The organism is Enterobacter sp. 01-M-02-SI-ECC (genome assembly GCF_047530595.1).
In the GTDB taxonomy this organism is placed as follows: Bacteria; Pseudomonadota; Gammaproteobacteria; order Enterobacterales; family Enterobacteriaceae; genus Enterobacter; species Enterobacter cloacae_M.
In genome coordinates, this window is record NZ_JBLKCZ010000004.1 from 37765 (window position 1) to 61866 (window position 24102).

At 56.8% G+C, this 24102-nt stretch carries 23 protein-coding genes; 8 read left to right on the forward strand and 15 right to left on the reverse strand.

Annotation, left to right across the window (positions count from 1 at the left end; all coding sequences use genetic code 11):
- Position 1: 1 nt before the first annotated feature.
- From urtA to ACMWLG_RS07635, 3 genes are all read right to left on the reverse strand, one after another.
- Complete coding sequence (gene urtA, locus ACMWLG_RS07625) at positions 2 to 1273, reverse strand: urea ABC transporter substrate-binding protein (RefSeq protein WP_014883816.1); 1272 nt, start codon at positions 1271 to 1273, stop codon at positions 2 to 4.
- Between the two features lie 202 nt (positions 1274 to 1475).
- On the reverse strand, positions 1476 to 2579 hold the full coding sequence (locus ACMWLG_RS07630; protein ID WP_045399251.1) for a cobalamin-independent methionine synthase II family protein: 1104 nt from the start codon (positions 2577 to 2579) through the stop codon (positions 1476 to 1478).
- A 156-nt stretch (positions 2580 to 2735) separates the two neighbouring features.
- Positions 2736 to 3149: a rhodanese-like domain-containing protein gene (locus ACMWLG_RS07635; RefSeq protein ID WP_045399249.1), complete on the reverse strand. Its 414-nt coding sequence runs from the start codon at positions 3147 to 3149 to the stop codon at positions 2736 to 2738.
- A 73-nt stretch (positions 3150 to 3222) separates the two neighbouring features.
- Here ACMWLG_RS07635 and ftrA point away from each other — a divergent pair, with 73 nt between their 5' ends.
- Positions 3223 to 4272, forward strand: coding sequence for a transcriptional regulator FtrA (gene ftrA, locus ACMWLG_RS07640; RefSeq protein ID WP_045399246.1), 1050 nt, complete (start codon positions 3223 to 3225; stop codon positions 4270 to 4272).
- A complete protein-coding gene (locus ACMWLG_RS07645; RefSeq protein ID WP_045399241.1) occupies positions 4272 to 4808 on the forward strand; it encodes a dihydrofolate reductase family protein in 537 nt (178 codons plus the stop codon). The genes ftrA and ACMWLG_RS07645 overlap by 1 nt, the downstream gene beginning before the upstream one ends.
- Positions 4809 to 4971: 163 nt before the next feature.
- Here the strand turns inward: ACMWLG_RS07645 and ACMWLG_RS07650 are convergent, their stop codons facing one another.
- Entirely contained in the window at positions 4972 to 5334 is a 363-nt protein-coding gene (locus ACMWLG_RS07650) for a hypothetical protein (RefSeq protein WP_045354937.1), read from the reverse strand.
- Between the two features lie 243 nt (positions 5335 to 5577).
- Between ACMWLG_RS07650 and ACMWLG_RS07655 the strand changes: the two genes are divergently transcribed.
- Positions 5578 to 5808 (forward strand): DUF2554 family protein, encoded by a 231-nt coding sequence (locus tag ACMWLG_RS07655; protein WP_023311760.1) that lies wholly within the window; start codon positions 5578 to 5580, stop codon positions 5806 to 5808.
- Here ACMWLG_RS07655 and ACMWLG_RS07660 read toward each other — a convergent pair whose 3' ends face one another.
- Both ACMWLG_RS07660 and ACMWLG_RS07665 read right to left on the reverse strand, forming a co-directional pair.
- The gene (locus tag ACMWLG_RS07660) at positions 5809 to 7773 is read right to left on the reverse strand and encodes a peptidase U32 family protein (protein ID WP_045399239.1); all 1965 of its coding nucleotides are present in this window, start codon (positions 7771 to 7773) and stop codon (positions 5809 to 5811) included.
- An 80-nt stretch (positions 7774 to 7853) separates the two neighbouring features.
- The gene (locus tag ACMWLG_RS07665) at positions 7854 to 8381 is read right to left on the reverse strand and encodes a helix-turn-helix domain-containing protein (protein WP_045399237.1); all 528 of its coding nucleotides are present in this window, start codon (positions 8379 to 8381) and stop codon (positions 7854 to 7856) included.
- Between the two features lie 92 nt (positions 8382 to 8473).
- Here ACMWLG_RS07665 and ACMWLG_RS07670 point away from each other — a divergent pair, with 92 nt between their 5' ends.
- Positions 8474 to 9640 (forward strand): benzoate/H(+) symporter BenE family transporter, encoded by a 1167-nt coding sequence (locus tag ACMWLG_RS07670; RefSeq protein WP_047064260.1) that lies wholly within the window; start codon positions 8474 to 8476, stop codon positions 9638 to 9640.
- Here ACMWLG_RS07670 and ACMWLG_RS07675 read toward each other — a convergent pair.
- Positions 9620 to 10492 carry a helix-turn-helix transcriptional regulator gene (locus ACMWLG_RS07675; RefSeq protein WP_045399230.1) on the reverse strand — a complete coding sequence of 291 codons (873 nt, stop codon included), beginning with the start codon at positions 10490 to 10492 and terminating at the stop codon, positions 9620 to 9622. The genes ACMWLG_RS07670 and ACMWLG_RS07675 overlap by 21 nt on opposite strands.
- A 174-nt stretch (positions 10493 to 10666) precedes the next feature.
- Between ACMWLG_RS07675 and ACMWLG_RS07680 the strand changes: the two genes are divergently transcribed.
- Positions 10667 to 11563 carry a DMT family transporter gene (locus ACMWLG_RS07680; protein ID WP_045354932.1) on the forward strand — a complete coding sequence of 299 codons (897 nt, stop codon included), beginning with the start codon at positions 10667 to 10669 and terminating at the stop codon, positions 11561 to 11563.
- Positions 11564 to 11597: 34 nt separating this feature from the next.
- On the opposite strand, the gene ACMWLG_RS07685 is transcribed toward ACMWLG_RS07680, so the two are convergent.
- Together ACMWLG_RS07685 and ACMWLG_RS07690 are read right to left on the reverse strand one after the other, a co-directional pair.
- Positions 11598 to 12272 carry a DUF3313 domain-containing protein gene (locus ACMWLG_RS07685; RefSeq protein WP_023311690.1) on the reverse strand — a complete coding sequence of 225 codons (675 nt, stop codon included), beginning with the start codon at positions 12270 to 12272 and terminating at the stop codon, positions 11598 to 11600.
- Positions 12273 to 12407: 135 nt separating this feature from the next.
- Complete coding sequence (locus ACMWLG_RS07690; RefSeq protein WP_045399225.1) at positions 12408 to 14003, reverse strand: ABC transporter substrate-binding protein; 1596 nt, start codon at positions 14001 to 14003, stop codon at positions 12408 to 12410.
- Between the two features lie 111 nt (positions 14004 to 14114).
- Between ACMWLG_RS07690 and pepT the strand changes: the two genes are divergently transcribed.
- On the forward strand, positions 14115 to 15344 hold the full coding sequence (pepT, locus tag ACMWLG_RS07695) for a peptidase T (protein ID WP_045399223.1): 1230 nt from the start codon (positions 14115 to 14117) through the stop codon (positions 15342 to 15344).
- Here the strand turns inward: pepT and tehB are convergent.
- Positions 15341 to 15934: a tellurite resistance methyltransferase TehB gene (tehB, locus tag ACMWLG_RS07700; protein WP_045399220.1), complete on the reverse strand. Its 594-nt coding sequence runs from the start codon at positions 15932 to 15934 to the stop codon at positions 15341 to 15343. The genes pepT and tehB overlap by 4 nt on opposite strands.
- Before the next feature lie 133 nt (positions 15935 to 16067).
- Here tehB and ydcK point away from each other — a divergent pair, with 133 nt between their 5' ends.
- Positions 16068 to 17048: a YdcK family protein gene (gene ydcK, locus ACMWLG_RS07705; RefSeq protein WP_045620238.1), complete on the forward strand. Its 981-nt coding sequence runs from the start codon at positions 16068 to 16070 to the stop codon at positions 17046 to 17048.
- On the opposite strand, the gene rimL is transcribed toward ydcK, so the two are convergent.
- The 4 genes from rimL to ACMWLG_RS07725 form a co-directional block, all read right to left on the reverse strand.
- A complete protein-coding gene (gene rimL, locus ACMWLG_RS07710) occupies positions 17043 to 17591 on the reverse strand; it encodes a 50S ribosomal protein L7/L12-serine acetyltransferase (RefSeq protein ID WP_045399215.1) in 549 nt (182 codons plus the stop codon). The genes ydcK and rimL overlap by 6 nt on opposite strands.
- A gap of 45 nt (positions 17592 to 17636) precedes the next feature.
- Complete coding sequence (locus tag ACMWLG_RS07715) at positions 17637 to 19292, reverse strand: glucan biosynthesis protein D (protein ID WP_023311684.1); 1656 nt, start codon at positions 19290 to 19292, stop codon at positions 17637 to 17639.
- A gap of 356 nt (positions 19293 to 19648) precedes the next feature.
- Positions 19649 to 20422, reverse strand: a complete 774-nt coding sequence (locus tag ACMWLG_RS07720; RefSeq protein WP_023311683.1) for a transporter substrate-binding domain-containing protein — start codon at positions 20420 to 20422, stop codon at positions 19649 to 19651.
- A 22-nt stretch (positions 20423 to 20444) separates the two neighbouring features.
- Positions 20445 to 21614 (reverse strand): pyridoxal phosphate-dependent aminotransferase, encoded by a 1170-nt coding sequence (locus ACMWLG_RS07725; protein ID WP_414762969.1) that lies wholly within the window; start codon positions 21612 to 21614, stop codon positions 20445 to 20447.
- Between the two features lie 115 nt (positions 21615 to 21729).
- Here ACMWLG_RS07725 and ACMWLG_RS07730 point away from each other — a divergent pair, with 115 nt between their 5' ends.
- Positions 21730 to 22572, forward strand: a complete 843-nt coding sequence (locus tag ACMWLG_RS07730; protein ID WP_045399210.1) for a LysR family transcriptional regulator — start codon at positions 21730 to 21732, stop codon at positions 22570 to 22572.
- Here ACMWLG_RS07730 and ACMWLG_RS07735 read toward each other — a convergent pair.
- Complete coding sequence (locus tag ACMWLG_RS07735; RefSeq protein WP_045399207.1) at positions 22559 to 24064, reverse strand: carboxylesterase/lipase family protein; 1506 nt, start codon at positions 24062 to 24064, stop codon at positions 22559 to 22561. The genes ACMWLG_RS07730 and ACMWLG_RS07735 overlap by 14 nt on opposite strands.
- Positions 24065 to 24102 lie beyond the last annotated feature (38 nt).

Below are 24102 nucleotides of genomic sequence, written 5' to 3' on the forward strand. Positions count from 1 at the left end.
CTTAGTTGCTGGCGGTTTTCATCGGCTGGTCGGGCTTTTTATCGTTTCCGGCGATGAACGGGCTCCACGGCTGGGCGCGCACCGGCTGTTCCGTCTGCCACACCACGTTGAACTGACCGTTGCCTTCGATTTCGCCGATCATGACCGGCTTATGCAGATGGTGGTTGGTGGCATCCATGGTGAGCGTGAAGCCTGACGGCGCCTTAAAGGACTGGCCGGCCATCGCCGCACGCACTTTATCCACGTCGGTAGTACCCGCTTTTTCCACCGCCTGCGCCCACATATGGATCCCCACGTAGGTAGCTTCCATCGGGTCGTTGGTCACCACGGTATCGGCATTCGGTAGCTTGTGCGCTTTGGCATAGGCTTTGTAATCCGCCACGAAGGCCTGGTTGGTCGGGTTATCCACGGATTCAAAGTAGTTCCACGCCGCGAGGTTGCCAACCAGCGGTTTGGTGTCGATCCCGCGCAGCTCTTCTTCTCCCACGGAGAACGCCACCACCGGCACGTCGGTCGCCTTCAGACCCTGGTTAGCCAGCTCTTTGTAGAACGGAACGTTGGAATCGCCGTTGATGGTCGACACCACGGCGGTTTTACCCCCCGCAGAGAATTTCTTGATGTTGGCGACGATGGTCTGGTAGTCGCTGTGACCAAATGGGGTGTAAACCTCCTCGATGTCCTTATCCTCCACCCCTTTCGAATGCAGGAACGCGCGCAGGATCTTGTTGGTGGTGCGCGGGTAGACGTAATCGGTTCCCAGCAGGAAGAAGCGCTTCGCCGCGCCGCCGTCTTCGCTCATCAGGTATTCCACCGCCGGGATGGCCTGCTGGTTCGGCGCCGCGCCGGTATAGAAGACGTTTGGCGACATCTCTTCGCCTTCATACTGCACCGGATAGAACAGCAGACCGTTCAGCTCCTCGAAGACCGGTAGCACGGATTTGCGCGATACCGACGTCCAGCAGCCAAATACCACCGCCACTTTATCCTGACTTAACAGCTGGCGCGCCTTCTCGGCAAACAGCGGCCAGTTTGAGGCGGGATCCACCACCACCGGCTCCAGTTTTTTACCCAGCACGCCGCCTTTCGCGTTGATCTCGTCGATGGTCATCAGCGCGACGTCTTTCAGCGGCGTTTCGGAGATGGCCATGGTGCCGGAAAGAGAATGCATGATCCCCACTTTGATGGTATCGGCCGCCTGCACGCCAAAACTCATTCCCATCGCCACGACGGACGCAGATAACGCAAAGGCTTTTAATAAGGTACGACGCTGCATATTTTCACTCCTGAAAAAGAACGCTGTGCGAAAACGTCCGTTACGGCGTGGACGCGGAAAAAAATGTGTCAGCGAAGCAGGAGCAAAAAGGATGCCAGAATGAAGGAAGCGCTATTTCAGGAGGGGGAACGCAGGATGTAAAGAGAACGCCTCAGAATGGCACAGCGCTGCACTTTTATAATGCAGCGCTGTGGAAGAGGCTTTACCAGACTTCGCTGGCGATCTGCGTGACCAGACGGACTTTGTCCCACTGCTGGGATTCACTCAGGCTGTTGCCCTCTTCGGTAGAGGCAAAGCCGCACTGCGGGCTGAGGCATATTTGCTCTTTTGCCACGTATTTCGCCGCCTCTTCCAGACGGGCTTTAATCCCCTCCGGGTTCTCCAGCTCACCGTTTTTCGTGGTGATAAGGCCGAGCACCACCTGCTGCTTGCCCGGGCGAATGAAGCGCAATGGCGCGAAATCACCGCTGCGGTCGTTATCGTATTCAAGGAAGAACGCGTCAACGTTGACCGTCCCGAACAGCACTTCCGCCACGGGCTCATAGCCGCCTTCGGAAATCCAGGTTGAACGGAAGTTACCGCGGCATACGTGCAGGCCGATGGTCAGATCTTCCGGCTTGCCTTCCAGCGCCTTGTTCAGGACGCGGGCATAGATGCGTGCCAGCTCATTGGCATCATCGCCGCGCTCGCGGATCTGACGGCGCTGGTCGTCCGAACACAGATAGGCCCAGACGGTGTCGTCCAGCTGCAGGTAACGGCAGCCCGCGTCGTAAAATGTGCGGATGGCGTCGCGCCAGGTGGTCGCCAGATCGTCGAAATAGTCATTTAGATCCGGGTACACCGTCGCATCGATGTCTTTGCGCCCGCCGCGGAAATGGAGCACGCTTGGGCTGGGAATGGTCATCTTCGGCTGAGCATCGCCGCTGATGCTTTTCAGGTAGCGGAAATCTTCAAGCATCGGATGGACGCCAAAGCCCAGCTTGCCGGTCACGCGCACGCCGTGGGCTTTAGTTTGTACCCCGTTGAACTGAATGCCCTGCTGCGAATCGTAACGCTCAACGCCCTGCAGACCGTCGAAGAAGTCGAAGTGCCACCAGGCACGACGAAATTCACCGTCGGTGACCACATGCAGGCCGCACGCACACTGCTGCTCAACGACGTGGCGGATGGCATCATCCTCTACCGCGCGAAGCTGTCCGGCGTCAATTTCGCCGCTGGCGAACTTCAGGCGAGCCTGTTTGATGGCATCCGGGCGTAAGAAACTGCCGACTACATCGGCGCGGTACGGGGCATGGTGTCGTTGCATGAAAATCTCCTCAGTCTGCCGGCGATAATTGCCAGCAGTGATAATTCATCATTTGAAGCTTTAGACTTCTGGATGTCTAAATGTCCAAAAACAATGTCATACCTCACTGGTGCCGGCAAACGAGAAAATTTCACGGGTGTTGAAAAAAATTCATCTTCACAGCGTGACGGCGGTTTCACTGCTGGCAAAGGCGAACTTTTCATCCTCCCATCCGGTGATCCCCCCGAGCATGATTTTGACCGGCAGCCCGAGGCGCGCCAGCTTGAGCGCGGCTCTGTCCGCGCCGTTACAGTGCGGCCCTGCGCAGTAAACAACGAACAGCGTACCTTCAGGCCATTCGGCCATGCGCTCAGCGGTCATCTGGTTCCGCGGCATATGCAGAGCGCCCGGCACGTGACGGCGGGCAAACTGCTCCGGGCTCCCCACCACGTGCAGCAGCACGAAGTCCTGCTCATTATTGGCGATGGCATGATGCACATCCGCGCAGTCGGTTTCAACGCTCAGGCGGCGCAGAAAATGGGTAACGGCTTCCTGCGGCTCGGCAGCCGGAAATTCAGTAACATAGCTCATGATCCTTCCTCATCTTTGGCGTTTGTGTTAACACTACTCTATCCACAAATTCAGCCCGTGAATGCGTTCGCTTATGCCAGAAAACAGCAAAAAGATGACAAACTTAAGACAAATTGCCCGCCCGCAGGTGGTGGTGCTGGCATATGACGGTCTGTGTACCTTTGAGTTTGGCGTGGCGGTGGAGATCTTCGGCCTGCCGCGTCCCGAGCTGGGCGATGAATGGTATCGTTTTGCCGTGGCGAGCGTGGACAGCGGTGAACTTCGGGCAACAGGCGGGATCCGCATCGTTACCGATGGTGATTTAAGCCTGCTTGCGTCTGCGGACCTGATTGTGGTTCCCGGCTGGCGGGGGATAGATTCACCGGTTCCGGATGCGCTCTGCGAGGCACTACGCCAGGCCAGCGCGCGAGGATGCCAGCTGTTCTCCATCTGCTCGGGAGTGTTTGTGCTGGCCGCAACGGGGCTATTGAACGGCCGCAAAGCCACGACGCACTGGCGCTACATTGACGCGCTGAAAGTCCGCTACCCTGACATCGACGTGGTTGAGGATGTACTCTACCAGGACGAAGGCGATATTCTGACGTCCGCTGGCAGCGCGGCGGGAATCGATCTCTGTCTGCACGTTGTGCGGCGGGATTATGGCATGGAAACAGCAAACAGCGTGGCGCGTCGGCTGGTCATTCCCCCTCACCGGGATGGTTCACAGCCACAGCAGCTGACCCGCCCGGTGGCGCAGCTGCGGGAAAGCCAGCGTCTCGGCCAGCTGTTTGATTTTCTGCACACGCATCTTATCGAGGCGCACAGCGTCGACTCCCTCGCGCGTCGGGTCGGAATGAGCCAGCGCACCTTCCTTCGTCGCTTCGAAGCGGCAACGGGGACGACGCCCGCACGCTGGTTAATCAATGAGCGCCTGCTGAGAGCAAAAGATTATCTGGAAAGCAGCCGGTTAAGCATCGACAGCATCGCTGAACAGACCGGGTTTGGTCAGGCGTCGACACTGCGTCATCATTTTCGCCAGCAGTTCGCACTTTCCCCGGCTCAGTATCGTAAACAATTTTCACGTCCGGGTTACTGCACGCTGAGGCGTCAGTTTAAGGGTTACACTGGCACACGGAGCACCTGATGGTCACTACACACGTTTTTATTGCGGTCAGTCTTGATGGTTACATCGCCCGACAGAATGACGATATCGACTGGCTGCTGCAGCGCGACGATCCGGCGGAAGATCATGGCTATGAGGCGTTCATCGCGGACAAAGACTGCATCGTGATGGGACGAGGGAGTTATGAGAAGGTACTGACCTTTGACGCATGGCCTTACGATCGTCCCGTGCTGGTGCTCTCGCGACGACTGGCCGATACGCCCGTGCCGGAGGCGCTGAGGGGCAAAGTGCAGTTTTCATCCCGGACGCCAAAGGAGGTGCTGGACGATCTCGCTGCGCAGGACGTACATCGCGTCTATCTTGATGGCGGACAGGTGATACAGTCGTTCCTGCGCGAAGGACTGGTAGCCGATATGGTGATCACGACCGTACCTGTACTGCTCGGGGAGGGAAAACCGCTGTTCGGAACGTTGTCCCGGGATATTGATTTGACCCTGGTATCAAGCCGCAGCTTCCCTTCGGGCCTGGTGCAGTCGCATTATCGCCTGACGCTATAACCCTATCGCGACGGTCTGCGCAAAAAAAACCGCCAAAAAATGGCGGTAAATGCTTGCATGGATAGATTTGTGTTTTGGTCTCTACGTCCCGACACTCCATGGCCGGGCAGCGGATCTCACACAATCTAACACCTGTTGTCTTAACGAACGCTAAACAACCTTATTAACCAGTATGGGTATTGATCTGCAAATAACGCATAAGGCCCTGCTCAGCGCTCTGTTTTGCATCGTCATTAATGGCTTCCAGATAAAAGGAGCGAGCGACACCATAAGGTGCTTTTTCAGAGGGATACACCGCAAACTGGAATGTTTTTCCTCTCGCCTGATGAGTGCAGTCTAATTCCCAACGCTGATCGTTCACTTTTTTGCTGGCGCAGGCAACTCTACCATAATCGCTGGTTAAATAAGAACCCACGCGAATTTCTGCAGATTGAATATATTCTGGTTCGTCATTACCTGCATAACGAACCCCTGCAGCGGCTCCAACAGCCACTGCCAGAAGCGCAAGCGCTATTATTTTTTTCATTTATAAATGACCTGTTCCTTAGCCTAAGATTACTATTATATAAGATTAATCCGTAATGCATACCTCCAATTGTGGACCAGAAATGGTAGTTTACAAAGATTCAGATGTTTTTAGGAACTGTCCTAACCGCTATTTCGAACGAACATTATTTGACATTTTCTTTGCGCTAATTTTAATTTTTGAATAATAACCCTAAGAAATAATCGACATGATTATTCCGCATTGTTTTTCAGCGGTGAAACCATGATAAAAAAAGGGTTATCTTTCGTCATGCTTATTTGTGCGCTGTTTTCAGGCCAGCTTATGGCCGGACACAAAGGACACGAATATTTATGGGTCAAGAATGTAGGGCATCAGCTTCGTCATGAAGCCGACAGCGATGAGTTGCGAAGCGCTGCAGAAGAGTCGGCGGAGGGTTTGCGCGAACACCACCTGTGGCAGAAGTCGCGCAAACCGGACACGCACGTTCGGTAATTAGCTGCCCTTGCGTTTTGGCAGGGTTTTCATCAGATCGTCCGGACTGACGGACGCCACAATACTGCCGGGCTGCGGCATTTTGAAGATGTGGTTTTTCATCTTGCCAATCACATGCATTTCGCAAGGACGGCAGTCGAACTTGAGAGTCAGAACTTCATCGCCGTTTACCAGCTGCATGGGGGTTGCCTTCCAGCTCTTAATATTCCCTTTTGCCTGCTTAGGACACAGGTTAAACGCAAAGCGCAGGCAGTGCTTGGTGATCATCACCGGCACATCGCCCTTCTCTTCATGCGCTTCATAGGCTGCGTCGATCAGCTGCACGCCGTGGCGATGATAGAATTCACGCGCTTTATGGTTATAAACGTTGGCCAGGAAGGATAAATGTGTCTCCGGGTATACGGGTGCAGGAACGGCTTCCGCTTTTCGGCAAGCGCGCGGATACTGCGCCAGGCGCGCGGCATCCAGCATCTCTGCCGTTTCACGGCGGAACTGGTTAAGCAGGCTGTTCGGCACAAACAGCGCGTCCGGCAGATTCACTTCGATAGCGCGCGCGTAGTAAATCGTCTGGCCCAGCTTCGCCACCCCATCCTTCAGGTTGTTGAGCGCTTTTTCCGCGTTGTTTGCCACCTCGAAAAGGCCGTCGAGAGTATGCGTCACGCTGATGCCGTCTTCACAAGTCATGGTCAGAATCAGCTGCTCTTCCCAGCCGCCCAGCTCAATATCCACGGCGATACGACGTTCGCTGGAGGTTTTCAGCAGCGCCTGCTGCCAGTTATGATCGAGGTTACGGTTAAGCGCCGCGTTCGGCCGCGCCTTGTAGAGATCGGCGGGCATTTCATTCGGCCAGATGCGGTAGCGGTTCTCGCCGGTTTTCTCGACCGTATTGGCACGGAAGCCCACGACCTCACGCTTAATCATCACGTTAAGGCCATCGCCGTTCGCCAGCGGTTCCGTCACTTCGACATCAAGGTGATCTTTCGCCACTTTCAGCACTTCGCCCACCGGTAAACCGATAAACTTCGGTGAGTCGAACGCGCCGATATCCCCTTTACGGGCATTCACAAAATAGTCCGTGCTGCCACGGTGGAACGTTTTGTCCGTCGACGGAATAAAGAAATGCTCGGTGCGGCCGGCCGACGCGCGCGCCAGGTCGCCGCGATCTTCGATAATGGCGTCCAGCATCTGGCGATAGTGCGCGGTGATGTTTTTCACGTAGCTCATATCTTTGTAGCGCCCTTCAATCTTAAAGGAACGCACGCCCGCGTCGATCAGCGCGCCCAGGTTGGCCGTCTGATCGTTATCCTTCATGGAAAGCAGGTGTTTTTCGAACGCCACAACGCGGCCCCGATCGTCTTTCAGAGTATACGGCAGACGGCAGGCCTGAGAACAGTCGCCGCGGTTGGCGCTGCGGCCCGTCTGCGCGTGGGAAATGTTGCACTGACCGGAGTAAGCCACGCACAGCGCACCGTGGATGAAGAATTCAATCGTCGCGTCTGTCGCCTGGTGAATATCGCGGATCTGATTCAGGTTCAGCTCTCGCGCCAGAACGATCTGCGAAAAGCCGACGTCGGAGAGAAACTTAGCCTTCTCGACCGTGCGGATATCGCACTGGGTACTGGCATGCAGTTCAATGGGCGGAATATCCAGCTCCAGAACGCCCATGTCCTGAACGATCAGGGCATCCACCCCGGCCTGGTAGAGATCGGTAATCAGACGTTGCGCAGGCTCCAGCTCATCATCATGCAGAATGGTGTTCAGGGTCACGAACACTTTCGCCCCGAAACGGTGGGCGAACGGCACCAGTTCAGCTATATCGCTCAGGCTGTTGCTGGCGTTATGGCGGGCACCGAAGCCAGGGCCGCCAATGTAGACGGCGTCAGCGCCGTGAAGGATCGCTTCACGGGCAATGGCGGCGTCGCGGGCCGGGCTTAAAAGTTCAAGATGATGGGATTGCAGGCGCATACTTCGTCGTTATCCGTTATGGTCAAAATGGCGGCTATTGTAGTCAGAAGTATGCGTCAGCGAAACAGTTTTGCGTAGCGTCAGCGGGGATAATGAATCAGGGAGTGAAAATGCACCGTCCGGTCGCTGCTGTTGCGGTAGGCGTGCGGTTTATCGCCGGCGAAACGGACGCCCGAATCGGCAGAAATCGTCTGCCACGTGCCGTCAAGCTTCATCTCCAGCTCGCCGCTGACCACCACCACATGTTCAATCACCCCGGCCTCATGCGGCGTGGATTCACTGAGCGCGCCGGGTGCCAGGGTAATGGAGAAATAATCAAACCCGAGCGTCTCGTCCCACGGAAAGAGCGGTTTGACCACCATCGCCTGCTGCTGCGGGTCAAACACCGCCTGCCGGTCCGCCTCTGGCGTGATGAACGCGGAAAACGGCACGTTCAGCCCGGTGGTTATTTTCCACAGCGTCGACACCGTCGGGCTGGATTCATTGCGCTCGATTTGCCCCAGCATCGCTTTTGACACGCCGGTCTCGTCCGCGAGCTTCGACAAACTCCAGCCGCGCGCCTGGCGCAGCGTTTTCAGCGTTGTTGCAAGGTGTAGTGTGATGTCCATGGTCCCTCCTGATGGCGATCAGCATACCACTTGTACGCTATAGCGCACAGTGTTACCTTATATCGGACGTTATAACGCACAACGGAGTTTTTATGCGCCCTTCCTCTCACCTTGTTCCAGTCGCACTGGCTGGATTTGTCGCCGTGCTGGTCGGTTACGCCAGCTCGGCCGCCATCATCTGGCAGGCCGCCGCGGCGGCTGGTGCCAGTGCACAGCAGATCGCAGGCTGGATGACCGCGCTGGGGATTGGAATGGGCGTCAGCACGCTGGCGCTTTCCTGGTGGTACAAAGCGCCGGTGCTGACCGCCTGGTCAACGCCCGGCGCGGCGCTTCTCGCCACCAGCCTGCACGGCGTGACGCTGCCGGAAACGATCGGCGTGTTCATCTTTGCTAATGCGCTCATTTTACTTTGCGGCATCACCGGGCTCTTCGCCCGTCTGATGAGGCTGATCCCCCATTCGCTTGCCGCCGCCATGCTGGCAGGCGTGTTGCTGCAGTTTGGCCTGCACGCGTTTGCGCACCTGGAGGGTCACTTTCTGCTGTGCGGCAGCATGATTGCGGCGTGGCTAATAGCAAAAGCGCTGGCGCCGCGCTATGCCATCGTGGTCACGCTGCTGGTCGGCGGTATCGTGGCATGGGCGGGAGGTGACGTTGTCACCGATAAGCTCGCGTTCTCCCTAGTGATGCCCGAGTTTATTGCGCCCACGTTCACCTTCACCAGCCTGGTGAGTATTGGCGTGCCCTTCTTCCTGGTCACCATGGCATCGCAAAACGCACCGGGGTTCGCCACGATGAAGGCCTCCGGTTACCCGCTGGCGGTCTCGCCGCTCATCATCGTTACGGGAGCGCTGGCGCTGCTGTTTTCCCCTTTTGGCGTCTTTTCTATCTGTATCGCAGCCATTACTGCCGCCATTTGTCAAAGCCCCGATGCGCACCCGGATCCCGCAAAACGCTGGCTGGCGGCCATCGCAGCCGGAGGATTTTATCTGCTGGCGGGGATTTTCGGCGGCTCGATTACCGGGCTGATGGCCGCTCTGCCGCTCAGCTGGATCCAGACGCTCGCCGGTCTGGCGCTGCTGGGCACCATCAGCGGGAGTTTATATCAGGCACTGAGCCACGAGGCGGAGCGCGACGCGGCCATCGTCACGTTCCTGATGACCGCGAGCGGCGTCACGATCCTGGGCATCGGTTCGGCATTCTGGGGGCTGGTGCTGGGCGGCGTGTGCTATGCCCTGTTTTCACGCGCTCGCCGCGCGTAGCTGCGAAGGCGTCATGCCCGTCGCGCTGCGAAAGCGGTTGCTGAAGTGGCTGGCGGAGTTAAACCCGCAGGCAAGGGCGATGTCCGTTAGCGGCGTCGCCGTGTTCTGCACCAGCGCCTTCGCTTTTTCCATTCTTCTCTGCATCACGTACTGATGCGGCGCCAGCCCCGTCGACTGGCGGAACATGCGGGCAAAATGGTATTCGCTGAGGGCGGCCTGCGCCGCCAGTTCAGCCAGCGTCAGGGGTTGCCCGAGGTTCTCTTCAATAAAGGCCAGCACGTTGCGCAGCACGAATGGCGATAGCCCGCCGGTGACGACCGGCAGCTTCCACTGAACGTTAGAGTAGTTTTGCAGCAGATGGGTCAGGAGCAGCGTAGAGGCCGTGCTCAGGGTGAGCTGGTTGGCGTGCTGCTGCCAGTCGCAGCCGAGTAAAAACTGGCGATACAGCGCGGTGATCTTCGGATCGCTACCAAAAATGCGCTCGTCCAGCGTCAGCGAAAGCGGGCGCTTGTCCCAGATCTTTTCCCCCACGTCGCGCAGGTGTTCATCGGTGCAGTACAGATGCACAAACGACAGGTCATCACGGATATCCCACGTCGATTCGCTCTCTTTTGGCATCAAACAGAAGCGGTCCGGCCCCCCACCGTTCTTCCAGCCGCCCGGCGTTTTTTGATAGCTTTCGTAGCCATCCGCTACGTACAGGCTCAGGGTATGGTGGTTACTTTTTACCGTTATCGTATCTTGCTTGTTGTACCACGCTGCCAGCTGAATGCCCGAATTCAGCGAGACGGTTTCCCGCAGGACCGCATTCTGTTGGCAAAGCGTTTCAAAGGTATCGTAAGCGTGAGACATGACCGTAAGCGCGTGATTGACTGGAATATCAGTCTAAGAAGAGTTGTCTCTCGTTGCCAGCCCCCGGGAAAGAAAAAAGCGCAAGATTTTGCAAGTCGACCGCAAGCCGGTGAAAGCCCCTGACCGATCTCGGCGCCATACTGCGGGCTTCCGTGGTTTGAGAAGAGAAAAAGTATGAACGCATTATTATACGGACTGGTGGTGGTCATCTGGGGAACCACCTGGATTGCGATTTTCCTGCAGCAGGGTCCCGTAGCGGCGCCCGTCTCGATTTTCTGGCGTTTCGCCGTCGCCAGCCTCACGATGATGGTGGTGTTAATCGCCCTGCGCCGTCTGCGCAAGCTGGCGCTGCGGGATCACCTTTTTTGTATCCTCCAGGGATGCTGCGTTTTCTGCTTTAACTTCTGGTGTTTTTACGCCGCAGCCTCGCACATCAACACCGGGCTGGAATCGGTGATCTTCTCCATGGCCGTGCTCTATAACGCCATTAACAGCTTTATTTTCTTCGGGCAGCGCCCGCCCGCGCGTTTCTGGACGGCGGCGGCGCTGGGCCTGACTGGGATCGTCACCCTCTTCTGGGACGATCTGCTGGCCAGCGGCTGGAGCGCGTCGCTCCTGACCGGGATTGGTCTCTCCGCGCTCGGCACCTACGGCTTCTCGCTGGGCAATATGATCAGCATGCGTCACCAGCGCAGAGGACTTGAAACCATGACCACCAACGCCTGGGCGATGCTCTACGGCACGCTGGTGATGGGCTGCATTGCCCTGTTCAGAGGCGACAGCTTCGCGCCAGAGTGGACCGTCAGCTACGTTGGCGCGCTGCTCTATCTGGCTGTATTTGGTTCGGTGATTGCGTTTGGCGCCTATTTCACGCTGGTGGGACGCATCGGTCCGGGCAAAGCGGCCTACAGTACGCTGCTCTTCCCGCTGGTGGCGCTGACCATCTCCACGGTGTATGAAGGCTACGTCTGGCATATCAACGGTATCGTGGGATTAGTGCTGATTCTGGGGGGAAATATGGTGATGTTTACCAAACCAGAAACCTGGTTCAGACGCTTACGAATGGCGTAAATAAAAAGGCCTGCATTACGCAGGCCGTTTTATTTTATTTCGCGGTCTTTTTCACATCAAACATGGTGGCGTCCGTCGCCATGTCATCAACTACCTGCTTCAGCGTCGCAAAGGTCATCGGCGTACTTTCGTTGTTCAGATCTTTACCTTCGCCTTTACGCACCACCTTCATGACCGGTTTGTTGGTGGCCGCATCGATCAGTTCTCCTTCAAAGAAGAGATGCGTATCCATGGTGCGATGCCCGGTTGCCATCTGCGTACCCGCTACTACCAGCGCGACCGGCACCACTTCATAGAACTGCAGACCCTCTTTCTGCGAACTCACCCCGGTAATTGCACCGCGGAAAATCAGGCTGTGTTTACCCGGCGTGGTCACAATTGGCTTACGGGTACCAATAGCGGTTTTCATTTTGTTATTGGTGTAATTCAACAGCTCATCAAGCGTTTTTTGACCAATTTGTGTGGTCGGTTTAGGCGCAGGATAATAAGTAATCGGCGTCCAGAGAATACTGTCGTAATTAGCTTCGTTATAAGAAGGATCAACCCAACGCAGCGTTGGTTTACCCGTCGCAGACGTCGTCTGCTGCAAGCCGGAATAGTCTTTTAAAAAGCCAGAATATTGTTCGGGAGCCGCAACTTTTGAAGAACAGCCCGCCAACGCCAACAGACCAGTAAGCACTGCAACTTTAAAAAAAGTTTGAGTACGCATGATAGTTTTCCATGTTATCTGCAAGTATGCATTTGAAGTTATAGCAAAAGACCGATGGGTTTGTTGTGACAAAAAATGATGCGGAGAGCACAAATTGCGAAAAGACTGCCCGGAGGCGTGCCGGGCAGTGAAAAATTACTGATTTATATCCAGTTGCCAGAACAGATGTTTGCCAAACGGGTCAATTTCATAGCCCGTCACCTCCTTGCGCACCGGTTCGAAAATGGTTGAATGCGCAATCATCACCGCCGGCATTTGATCATGCATCATTTGCTGAGCCTCTTTATACAGCGCCACGCGTTTATCGCGATCGGTGGTTGATTTTGCTTCCGCAATAATTTTATCGAAGGGCTTGTAGCACCATTTCGCCGAATTTGAGCCACCGTTTGCCGAGGTACAGGTAAATAGCGGACCAAAGAAGTTGTCGGGATCGCCCGTTGCGGTCGTCCAGCCCATCAGCGCGGCCTGGTGTTCCCCGCCCTTCACGCGCTTAAGGTATTCGCCCCACTCGTAGGTGACGATTTTGGTCTGTACGCCGATTTTCGCCCAGTCGGCCTGAATCATCTCAGCCATGCGTTTCGCATTCGGATTGTACGGACGCTGCACCGGCATCGCCCACAGGTCGACGCTCACGCCGCTGGCAAAACCGGCCTCTTTCAGCAGCGCTTTCGCCTTTTCAGGATCGTAATCGTAATCCTTAAGCTCGCTGTCTGCGCTCCAGACGCCCGGCGGCAGCAGGTTCTTCGCCGCAGTGCCGGTGCCGTGGAAAACCGCATCAATAATGGCCGGCTTATTGATGGCCATCGCCAGCGCCTGACGGACTTTTACGTTATCCAGCGGCGGCTTTTGGGTATTGAACGCCAGAAAGCCGGTATTCAGTCCGGCTTTGCTCATCAGGTTGATGTCCTTGTTCGCCTTCATGCGCGGCAGGTCCGCCGGGTTCGGGAACGGCATCACCTGACACTCGTTCTTCTCGATTTTGGCAAACCGCACGGAGGCATCCGGGGTGATGCTAAACACCAGCCGATCCAGCTTCGATTTCCCCTGCCAGTAGTCGGCAAACGCCGTAAACAGGATCCGCGAATCCTTCTGATACTGCGCCAGCTTAAACGGCCCGGTGCCTATAGGCTCCATATCCACCTTTTCCGGCGTGCCCGCTTTGAGCATCGCGTCGGCATACTCCGCGGACAGGATCGAGGCAAAATACCATGCCAGATCGGCGACAAACGGCGCTTCCGGGTGCGCCAGGGTAAAACGCACGGTGTGGTCATCGACTTTATCAATGGCGGTAATCAGGCTGCCGAACTCCAGGCTTTCGAAGTTGGAGTAGCTGCCGTTAGAGACGTTGTGATAGCGATGATTCACGTCTTTTTGCCGCATAAACGAGAAGATCACGTCATCGGCGTTAAAGTCGCGGGTCGGCGTGAAGGATTTATTGCTCTGGAACTTAACGCCCTTACGCAGATGGAAGGTGTAAACCTTGCCGTCCTCGCTCACCTCCCAGTGCTCCGCCAGGCTCGGCACCAGCTCCGTGGTGCCGGGTTTAAAATCGACCAGCCTGTTATAGACCGGTACGGCGCTGGCGTCCACGCTGGTTCCCGAGGTGTATAGCTGAGGATTAAAATTTTCCGGCGATCCCTCGGAGCAATACACCAGCGTTTTCGCGGCGACGGTGGAACTGACCGTGAGTGCAGCAAGCGCCAGCGTTATAGTTGTGAGTTTGCTTTTCATCATTTATTCCTGTCTTTTTAATTCGACGGCTAATTAATTCTTTTGCCATTTCATAAATAACATTAAAGTGATGTGGCAAACACCCGAAAAATAAATAAGGAACAAATCACTATGGGCTCGCCGCTTTCCAGACAATTAACGCACCGTTTTTTCCGCTATCTCGCCATCACCAGCCAGAGCGATCCCAAAGTCAAAACCCTGCCCTCAACGCCGGGCCAGCACGACATGGCGCGGGAGCTGGCGCAGGAGCTGGCACAGCTGGGGTTAGACGATATTGTGATTGATGAATTCGCCACGGTAACGGCGGTAAAAAAAGGCAACGTGCCCGGCGCGCCGCGCATCGGCTTTATAACCCATATTGATACCGTGGACGTGGGATTATCACCGGATATTCATCCACAAATATTAACCTTTACCGGTGAAGATCTCTGTCTGAATAAAGAGAAAGACATCTGGCTGCGGGTTAAAGAGCACCCTGAAATTCTGGCGTATCCGAATGAGGAAATTATTTTCAGCGACGGAACCAGCGTATTGGGCGCGGATAATAAATCGGCGGTTACGGTGGTCATGACGGTGCTGGAAAACCTGACGGCAGAGCATCAGCACGGGGATATCGTCGTGGCATTTGTGCCTGACGAAGAGATCGGCCTGAACGGTGCAAAAGCGCTGGACCTTAAGCGCTTTGACGTCGACTTCGCCTGGACCATCGACTGCTGCGAGCTGGGGGAAATTGTCTACGAAAATTTTAATGCGGCGGCGGCTGAAATCCGCTTTACCGGCGTAACGGCGCACCCGATGTCCGCCAAAGGCGTGCTGGTGAACCCCCTGCTGATGGCGACTGACTACATCAACCATTTTGACCGCCAGCAAACGCCAGAGTGCACCGAGGGGCGTGAGGGCTATATCTGGTTTAACGGCATTCAGGCCGGGCAAAACGAGGCCATTCTTAAGGCCAATATCCGCGACTTTGACAAGGACAGCTTTGCCGCCCGCAAGCAGCAGATTGCCGACGTAGCCGCGCTGGTTGCCGCCCGGTATCCAACGGCCAGGGTGGACTATCGCATTGAAGATACCTACAGCAATATCAGCAATGCGATTGATGAAGACCGGCGCGCTATCGATCTGATGTTCGAAGCGATGGAATCGCTCGGCATCACGCCGAAGCCGACGCCCATGCGCGGCGGCACCGACGGCGCGGCGCTCTCGGCAAAAGGGCTGCTCACGCCGAACTTCTTCACCGGCGCGCATAACTTCCACTCGAAGTTTGAATTCCTGCCGCTGTCGTCGTTCGAAGCGTCTTACAACACGGCCCTGCAGATCTGCCTGCTGGCCGCCCGTTAAGCGGGCTTGCGCGCCAGCATCGTGGCAAAGCGCAGCTTGATGCGGTTGCCGTTTTCGTCGGTGCGGTGCAGTTCGCCAACGTCTTCGTTGTATTTGAGCAACTCCCAGCCTTCGTAGTAGTTGCTCAGCTCACCGCTTTTGAACGCAAACGGGAAGCCAACAGTGCACGGGTAATCTGCCGTGTCCATCGCGGCAACAATCAGGTTGTAGCCGCCGGGCCTGGTGCAGCGCTGCATGTTGGCGATAAGTCCCGGGATGGTTTTTGACTCCAGGAACATCAGCACCACGGTGGAGAGAATGAAATCGTACTCGTCGTCAAAACTCAGGTTGTTGAGATCTTTAATCGCCGTGTGGAGGTTATCGATCCCTTCTTCCGCCTTAATGCGCTCGATATTATCGATGCTCATCGGGTTCTTATCCCATGCGGTGACATCGTGGCCGTTAGCTGCAAGATAAAGGCTGTTGCGGCCGTTGCCGCAGCCCAGATCCAGCGTTTTACCGGGTTTCACAATCTCCGCGCTGTACAGCACTTCTGAATGGGTACGGGTTAAGCCATATTTCTCTGTGAAGTAATTCTCATCGACAGTCATTGTTTTCCTGCGTTCTCATAAAGTGAAAGTGCATCCTGGATGCTATTTTAAGGCGTTTACCGTCTGGTTGCCAGCCGCTCGAAAATCGAAAAATTTGCTACGTTTAGTGAAGACGCTTATCAGAGAAATAAAGATGAACAAATATCGCCTCAGCGACGAAACCCGCATCTGGCAATGGAAAAACGGCGACACTACCCGCTCCGTCACGCTGCGGCAGATTATCGCCACGGCGGACTTTAACGACGTGACTGTCGGGACGAGAGGCGGCTGGATTGACGATGAACGCGCCCTCGCGCAGGACGGCGACTGTTGGATCTACGACGAAAACAGCGTGGTGTTCGCCGGAGCGACCGTGTCCGGCAACGCGCGTCTTACCCTGCCGTGCGTCGTGAGCCATGATGCCCGTATCGGTGACAGCTGCTGGCTGGACGGCGCAGAGGTCAGCCACGGGGCGCGAATAAGTGACAACGTCACCATTCAGCAATCCTGCGTAAGGGGCGAGTGCCATCTCTACGGCGACGCCCGCATTTTGCACAATAGCGTTATCATTGCCGCCAAAGGGCTGACGCCGGACCGTGACCAGATCCTGCAAATCTACGATAAGGCGACCGTCAGCCAGTCGCGCATTGTGCACCAGGCGCAAATCTACGGCGAGGCGATGGTGAATTTTGCCTTTGTCGAGCACCGCGCCGAAGTCTTCGACAACGCGATCCTCGAGGGAAACGAACTCAACAACGTGTGGGTGTGCGACTGCGCAAAGGTCTATGGTAACGCCCGCGTGATTGCCGGCTTTGATGAAGATGCCATCCCAACGGTGCGCTACAGCTCGCAGATTGCGGAGAATGCCGTGGTCGAGGGAAACTGCGTCATCAAGCACCACGTTCTGATTGGCGGTCAGGCCTGGCTGCGCGGCGGGCCGATCATGCTGGACGATAAGGTGGTGATCCAGGGACGCGCGCGGATCAGCGGGGATGTGCTCATCGAGCACCGGGTTGAAATCACCGATGATGCGGTCATCGAAGCCTTTGCCGGGGAGAGCATTCACCTGCGCGGCGAAAAGGTGATTAACGGCGACCAGCGCATCACCCGCACCCCGCTGCTGGGGGCGTTATAGGGCGTAGATCTTCCCGTAGATGTTCACATCGTCAAAGCGACCGTTCAGGTATTCCGCTTCCCGCAGGCACCCTTCCAGCGTAAAACCGTTGCGTACGGCAACGCCGTTGCTGTGCTGATTCGCCACCCGACACTTGATCACAAAACGGCGGATCTCCCCGCGTTCAGCGTAGTAGCTCATAAACGCCTGCAGTGAGCGGGAGAGGATCCCCTGCCCCTGGTGGCCTTCATCCAGCCAGTAGCCGATGTACCCGGTCTTGTTCATCGGTTCAATCGTGTTGAACGACAGCACGCCAACCAGCGCATCATCCTTGAAGATCAGAAACATTTTGGCGTAGCCGCGCTGGTGCAGCATCTGGTTACTCTGCACGTTGCGGCGGGTATCATCCTCGCTGCCCACGTGCTGCGCCCAGTCAAAGGCGGTTTGCAGAAAGGTTTTGTTTTTGACGACGAGATTATGCAGATCGGCGGCGTAGCGCTCTTCGACGGCGCGAAGCTCGAGAGCGTCAGATACCGGGATAATTTCGGATTTTGCTGCGGTCATTGCCCCTCACCCTAACCCTCTCCCGGAGGGAGAGGGAATCGATCGTTAACGCATTATCCGGTCGTCAACGTAGTTACGTTTATCCGGCGCCGGTGGGAAATACTGGTACAGCCAGGTTTCACTGATGGCGTCGCCCTGGCAGCGCAGGAACAGACGCATATCCACAGGCTCCGTCGAATCCGAGGTTGGGTACCAGTCAAACAGGATGCGATAGCCGTCAAACGGCTCAACGTAGAGGATCTCAACCTGCTTCGCTTCTCCGCTGGAGAGCGTAATCACCGGCTCGATGCCTTTTGGCGCAGCGGCCTTCAGGTCGCCACCGACGAAGTCGATAGCAAAGCGACGGGCCCACACTTTCGGGTAATTTTCCCCCGGTGCCCAGCCTTCCGGGAAGCCGCCCATGCCGGTACGGGTGGCGAAGACGTTGGCCAGCGGAGAGCGCACCGGCGGCATGGCGCTCCAGTACAGACGATATTTAAAGTCCAGCTCGTCGCCCGCTTTCACCGCTTTTTCCGGCTGCCAGAAGCAGACCACATTATCCAGCGTTTCGCCGGTGGTCGGGATCTCCATCAGGCCAACCGCGCCTTTACCCCAGTCGTTACGCGGTTCAACCCACAGGCTCGGACGTTTGTTATACCAGCCCATCACGTCCTGATAGTGCGAGAAATCGCGGTCGAGCTGCAGCAGGCCGAACCCTTTCGGGTTTTTGTCCATATAGGCATTAAACTGCAGCTTCTGCGGGTTGTTCAGCGGACGACAGATCCACTCCCCGTTGCCGCGCCACATCGCCAGGCGGTCGGAGTCATGAATTTGCGGGTGAATGGTGTCACACATGCGGCGTTCGTTATTGCCACAGCTGAACATACTGGTCATCGGCGCAATGCCGAGCTGCTTGATGTCCTTCCGCGCGTAGAGGTGGTTTTCCACCTCCATGATCACCTGGCTCTTCTCGCAGTGGATCACGAATTTATAGGCGCCGGTGATGCTCGGGCTGTCGAGCAGCGTATAAACGGTAAAGGTCGTATCGCCTGGCTTGACGGTTTCAAACCAGAAGGAGGTAAAGTCCGGGAACTCTTCCGGCGTGTCGGTAAAGGTGTCTACCGCCAGACCGCGCGCGGAAAGGCCGTACTGGTAGGTGTCATCCACCGCGCGGAAATAGCTCGCGCCCAGGAAAGAGACGATATCGCGACGCGCCAGCTCAGGTGCCTTAAAGGCGCGGAAGCCCGCAAAGCCGAGATCGCTTTGCCCTTCCAGCTGCTTGGTATCCACACCCGTTTCGCCGTAGCTGAACAGCTCCGGACGGAAGTGGATCTCGCGCGCCATAGAGGTCGACTGGTCCAGCGAGAACATCCGCACGCGGCGGCGGAACCCCATCCCCATATGGAAGAACTGCACGTCCAGCTGACGCCCTTCAATGTTGTTCCACAGTGACTGTTTTTCATCGTAGCGGATGGCGTTGTACGCCTGCGGCGTCATGGTGGCCAGCGTCTCCGGCAGCGGGCGCGGCGCGCCACCCCACGGGGTTTTTGCCAGGTCATGCGCCATGGATTGCAGTACGGAGAAGTCGAAACGACGGCTCTGGCCGTCAGCAATGTCAGAGTCGGCAGCGTATGCCGCTTTGGAAAACAGGGAAGCAAGGCCAGATGTGCCGCTCAGGGCTGCCACTGCCAGCGAGCCTTTTAGAAAACGTCTGCGATTCATGCCTGGAAAAACGTCCTTATGGTCGTGTGAATGTGTTTCGCGCTCGGCGAAATGACGGCAAGAAAGAACGCACAGCCTAAACAAAAATGGTTAAGAATCCAATTGTTGGCCGGTGATTATATGAACAAAGTGTGAAATATTTTCTGTCGACCAGAACGGCCCGAAAGTGGTGTAAAAAACAGTAAATACACAAAATCATTCATGCTGGATCAAGGCGGCAAGTCTGAGAATTCCCGGGAGCTTACTTAAGTAAGTGACTGGGGTGAACAGACGTAGCCAACGCAGAGGCAGCTTGAAGGATGAAGTGTATTAAAAATGCCCCGTCAGGACATCAGCTGACGGGGCTAATGAGGCGGTTATTTTACGCTGACATCGATACCCGGGAAGTACTTATCAGCGAGTTTAGCGATCGTGCCGTCGGCACGTACTTTATCGATCGCGGCATCAAGCTGCTTTTTGGTGGCCTCGTCACCCTTACGCAACCCAAAACCGATCCCACTGCCAAGGATAGTGTCGTCAGACACCGGTTTGCCGATGAAGCCAAACCCTTTCCCCTGCGGCTTGCTGAGGAAACCTGCCTGCCCGGCCGCGGACATGACCAGCGAGGCGTCGATACGGCCATTCAGCAGATCGCCCCAGGCCATATTCTGATCTTTATAAGACACCACGGTGACACCCTGCTTTTCCCAGTGCTCTTTGGCATAGGTTTCCTGGATGGATCCCTGCAGCACGCCGATGGTTTTGCCCTTCAGCCCCTCAGGCGTTGCCTCAACCGCCGTACCTGCCTTGCCGACCAGCTGCGACGGAATACGGTAGATCGGCTGGGTAAAATCAATGCTCTTGCGGCGCTGCTCGGTGATGTTCATCGCCGAGTTGATGGCGTCAAATTTCTTCGCCACCAGGCCCGGGATCAGCGCATCAAAGGAGGTTTCCACCCAGCTGCACTTCAGCGCTGCCGCTTCGCAGATGGCATTCCCCAGTTCAACGTCAAACCCTTCCAGTTCGCCCGCCGCATTGCGGCTCTCAAACGGCGGATATTCCGCTTCCAGCCCGTAACGCAGCTCGGTAGCCGCGAAGGAAGAAAAAGTACACAGCAATCCCATGCCGACAACTAACGCGCGTAATTTCATCTACAACTCCTCAGAGCCTATCTTAGCGTGGTTTAACCCGACACAGGGCCTGGGCACCTGCCCGTAACGTCGCCTCATCTTTCGCAAAAGAGAGACGAATCAATTTATTATCCGTACCGTCCGCATAAAACGCCGACAGCGGAATGGTGGCAACGCCGTACTCAACGATCAGCCGTTTCACCAGCTCACTGTCGCGCTCGTCGCTGAACTGGCTGTAGTCCGCCAGCATGAAGAACGATCCGGCGCTCGGCAGCAGCGTAAACGGCGAATCGGCCAGCAGACTGTGCAGCAGATCGCGCTTGCGCTGGTAAAACGCCGACAGCGACAGCCAGGTTTGCGGGTCGACCATATGCTCAGCAAACGCGTGCTGCATTGGCGTATCGGCAGAAAACATTAAAAATTGATGCACTTTACAAATCTCGTCCATCAGTACCGCCGGTGCAACACAGTAACCCACGCGCCACCCGGTGACGTGATAGGTTTTTCCGAAAGAGGAAATAATCACGCTGCGCTCCGCCAGCTGCGGGTGCGTGGCCATCCCGTGGTGTGGCTCGCCGTCAAAAACGACGTGTTCGTACACTTCGTCAGACAAAATAATGATGTCGGTATTGCGCGTCAGCGCCGCCAGCTGCTGCAGGTCACTGGCGGAGAAGACCTGACCGCTCGGATTGTGCGGCGTATTAATGATGATCATGCGCGTGCGCGGCGTGATCGCGGCGCGAACCTCATCCCAGTTGACGGCAAAATCCGGCACGGTGAGCTTGATGGCAATCGGGGTTGCCCCCTGAAGACGGACAATCGGCGCGTAGCTGTCAAAGGACGGCTCAAAGTAGATCACCTCATCGCCCGGGTGCACCAGCACGCTAATCGCCGAATAGAGCCCTTCGCTGGCGCTGGCAGTCACCAGCACCTCGCTGGCCGGGTCGTACTGCGTGCCGTAGAGCGTGGCAATTTTATCGGCAATACGTTCTTTGAGCGGCTGTAGACCGGTCATCGACGCGTACTGGTTATGCCCCGCCTCCATTGCGCGGGTGACGCCCGCAATCAGCTTCGGGTCGCAGGAAAAATTCGGTGCGCCCTGAGAAAGGTTAATCGCGTTATGCTGCGCCGAGAGCTGGCCGATAACGGTAAAAATGGTGGTTCCCACATCCGGCAGTTTGGAGCGCGTTTGCACAGGCGTTCGTAAAGTCATCCTCTTTCCCTTCTCATGGACATTGCATAACTATTCAAACAACATCTGTGCTGTCGGGACAATCGAATTGTTGTCATAATAGCCATGAGAAAAATGCATAGCTGAGGTGATTTTTATGTCACGCCGTTCGCTCCCCCTTAATGCCATCGACGCATTTTTAGTCACTGCGCGTCACCTCAATCTTACCCATGCCGCCGCCGAACTGTGTCTGACGCAGGGGGCTGTGAGCCGCAAGATTGCCTCCCTTGAGGCGTGGTTTGGCTTTCCGCTTTTTGAACGCCACGCGCGCGGGCTGCGCCTCTCACCGCAGGGTAGCGCCCTGCTTCCGGAGCTGCAGTCCGCTTTCGAGCAGCTGCTGTCTGTGGCCGACCAGGCCCGCAGCCAGCACACGGTGATCCGGCTGAAGGCCCCCACCTGCGCCATGCGCTGGCTGGTGCCGCGCCTGCTGGAGGTGGAGCGTGAGCATCCTGATCTGCAGATCGCGCTGACCACCACCACCGATCACAACGTCAATTTCAAAACCGAATCTTACGACGCGGCCATCGTGTTCGGCACGCACATGAGCGCAGGCGATCTGCTGTTCGAAGAGGCGCTCACCCCGGTGATAAGCCCGGTGCGGGCGGGGGCTGCGCTGGGTTCGTTAACATTCCTTCACCCCACAAGGGATAAGACGGACTGGTCGCTGTGGCTGACGAAACAGGAAGGCCCGGGCTTTGCCATGCACAAAAATCAACACTTCGACACGATGGATCTCGCCATTACGGCCGCTATTCAGGGGCTGGGCGTCGCCATCGCCGACGAAACGCTGGTGGCAGAAGATATTCACGCTGGAAGGCTGGTACGGCCCTATGAGACAAGCATAAAAACTGGCGCAAGCTACCGGCTGGTGCTGCGCGAAACGCCAGACGAGGAAAATGGTCTCGCGGCGTTTCGCGCCTGTTTGCTTAATCGAGGCTGACGTGGTGCTTCATTACCCGCTTGAAGAGGCTCATGCGGGCGCGCATAAAGCGGTTTTCAAGCCTGAACGCTGCATGTTTATTCACGCCAATGCGTAACAGAACGTCCCGACCTTTGCGGCACGCGGGCCAGTGCGTCGGCCCGGGCAGGATGTCGCGAGGACCCGCGTCACGCGCAAAGCTCACCCAGTAATCCGCCACGTGGGCAGCAAACTGCAGATCTCGCTCATTGACGTACTGACGTGAAGGCTCCACCTGACCGAGCGTATCGAAGACGTAGGGAACTTCGTTGCCGTGCCAGGCACCGTTGATGTACGTGGCATGTTCCGCCTCAGCGACATAGTCAAACCAGTAGCGCCAGCACAATCCGCCGACGCGCTGCTGGGCCTGCATCACCACGTAGCCCATGGTGGTAAAAGCCATGTCGCGGCACACCTGCCTGCCCAGCTCTTCATCGCCTTTCACGCCCGGATAGAGCAGTTTAATCAGCCCGAGCCCGAAGCGGCGTTCGCGCCGAAGCTTCTGAATTTGTCCGGCGAGATCGATGCCAAACACCGCCATCACGCTGGCCTCATCGCTGTTGGAGCCAATCATAACCGGCACCGGATGCTGACGGGCGGCGAAAAAGACGTCCAGCATGGCTTCCGGCAGAACACAGTCTCCAGCGATAGGCGCCGGGGCGACGTTCAGCGGCGCGGTGAGCGGCCAGAACGCCTCGGGCGGAATGGCGCGCAGCTGCCCGGCGGTCGCATTTTCCAGGCCGAAATGGGCGGCCAGCGCTTCCCCTTTTTGCAGGGCCTGCTCGCGCGGCGTGTCAGGCAAGGTGTATCCGCTTTGCACAATCGCCTTGTGGAATAATCCTGCTGCCAGCGGAGAGGCCAGCAGCGAAAGCACGCTGCGCGCGCCAGCGGATTCACCAAACAGGGTCACATTAGCGGGATCGCCGCCAAACCCAGCGATGTTATCCCGCACCCATTCGAGCGCGGCGATCTGATCCAGCATGGCAAAATTATGCACCACGCGCCCTTCCTCGCCTTCCAGCGCGGGATGGGCGAAAAAGCCGAGATGGCCGAGACGGTAGTTGATCGTGACCACAACCACGCCGCGCGCGGCCAGCGCTTTGCCGTTATAAGGCGGCAGGCCTCCGGCACCAATCGTAAACCCGCCTCCGTGCAGCCAGACCATAACCGGCAGCGGCCCGGCGCGCTCTGCGGGAGACCAGACGTTAAGGTAGAGGCAATCTTCGGAAAACTGCCCCGGATCGCCGCCGCCTAGCTCCTGGCAGTACTCGCTGTTTTGCCAGCTTGAGGGCGAGAAGGCCGTGGCCTCGCGCAGGCCATCCCAGCGTTCAGGCGGCCGGGGCGAGCGCCAGCGCCACTCCCCCACGGGCGGCGCGGCGTAGGGAATACTGCACCAGAGGTGAACGTTTTCATCGGTTAAACCAGACAGTGCGCCCTGGCGCGTTTCAACCACAGGGGCGGAAGGATTTTGCATAACGACCTTAATTTTTCCATCACACCCCAGCAGAGTAA

Bases quoted from the DNA above. Each gene is read 5' to 3' on its own strand.
- ACMWLG_RS07690 (WP_045399225.1), bottom strand. From the start codon at position 14,003: ATGAAAAGCAAACTCACAACTATAACGCTGGCGCTTGCTGCACTCACG.
- ACMWLG_RS07715 (WP_023311684.1), bottom strand. From the start codon at position 19,292: ATGAATCGCAGACGTTTTCTAAAAGGCTCGCTGGCAGTGGCAGCCCTG.
- ydcK (WP_045620238.1), top strand. From the start codon at position 16,068: ATGAACAAATATCGCCTCAGCGACGAAACCCGCATCTGGCAATGGAAA.
- ACMWLG_RS07685 (WP_023311690.1), bottom strand. From the start codon at position 12,272: ATGCGTACTCAAACTTTTTTTAAAGTTGCAGTGCTTACTGGTCTGTTG.
- ACMWLG_RS07635 (WP_045399249.1), bottom strand. From the start codon at position 3,149: ATGAGCTATGTTACTGAATTTCCGGCTGCCGAGCCGCAGGAAGCCGTT.
- pepT (WP_045399223.1), top strand. From the start codon at position 14,115: ATGGGCTCGCCGCTTTCCAGACAATTAACGCACCGTTTTTTCCGCTAT.
- ACMWLG_RS07670 (WP_047064260.1), top strand. From the start codon at position 8,474: ATGCGCCCTTCCTCTCACCTTGTTCCAGTCGCACTGGCTGGATTTGTC.
- rimL (WP_045399215.1), bottom strand. From the start codon at position 17,591: ATGACCGCAGCAAAATCCGAAATTATCCCGGTATCTGACGCTCTCGAG.
- ACMWLG_RS07655 (WP_023311760.1), top strand. From the start codon at position 5,578: ATGATAAAAAAAGGGTTATCTTTCGTCATGCTTATTTGTGCGCTGTTT.
- ACMWLG_RS07660 (WP_045399239.1), bottom strand. From the start codon at position 7,773: ATGCGCCTGCAATCCCATCATCTTGAACTTTTAAGCCCGGCCCGCGAC.
- ACMWLG_RS07675 (WP_045399230.1), bottom strand. From the start codon at position 10,492: ATGTCTCACGCTTACGATACCTTTGAAACGCTTTGCCAACAGAATGCG.
- ACMWLG_RS07665 (WP_045399237.1), bottom strand. From the start codon at position 8,381: ATGGACATCACACTACACCTTGCAACAACGCTGAAAACGCTGCGCCAG.
- ftrA (WP_045399246.1), top strand. From the start codon at position 3,223: ATGCCAGAAAACAGCAAAAAGATGACAAACTTAAGACAAATTGCCCGC.
- ACMWLG_RS07735 (WP_045399207.1), bottom strand. From the start codon at position 24,064: ATGCAAAATCCTTCCGCCCCTGTGGTTGAAACGCGCCAGGGCGCACTG.
- ACMWLG_RS07645 (WP_045399241.1), top strand. From the start codon at position 4,272: ATGGTCACTACACACGTTTTTATTGCGGTCAGTCTTGATGGTTACATC.
- ACMWLG_RS07730 (WP_045399210.1), top strand. From the start codon at position 21,730: ATGTCACGCCGTTCGCTCCCCCTTAATGCCATCGACGCATTTTTAGTC.
- ACMWLG_RS07650 (WP_045354937.1), bottom strand. From the start codon at position 5,334: ATGAAAAAAATAATAGCGCTTGCGCTTCTGGCAGTGGCTGTTGGAGCC.
- urtA (WP_014883816.1), bottom strand. From the start codon at position 1,273: ATGCAGCGTCGTACCTTATTAAAAGCCTTTGCGTTATCTGCGTCCGTC.
- ACMWLG_RS07720 (WP_023311683.1), bottom strand. From the start codon at position 20,422: ATGAAATTACGCGCGTTAGTTGTCGGCATGGGATTGCTGTGTACTTTT.
- ACMWLG_RS07680 (WP_045354932.1), top strand. From the start codon at position 10,667: ATGAACGCATTATTATACGGACTGGTGGTGGTCATCTGGGGAACCACC.
- tehB (WP_045399220.1), bottom strand. From the start codon at position 15,934: ATGACTGTCGATGAGAATTACTTCACAGAGAAATATGGCTTAACCCGT.
- ACMWLG_RS07725 (WP_414762969.1), bottom strand. From the start codon at position 21,614: ATGACTTTACGAACGCCTGTGCAAACGCGCTCCAAACTGCCGGATGTG.
- ACMWLG_RS07630 (WP_045399251.1), bottom strand. From the start codon at position 2,579: ATGCAACGACACCATGCCCCGTACCGCGCCGATGTAGTCGGCAGTTTC.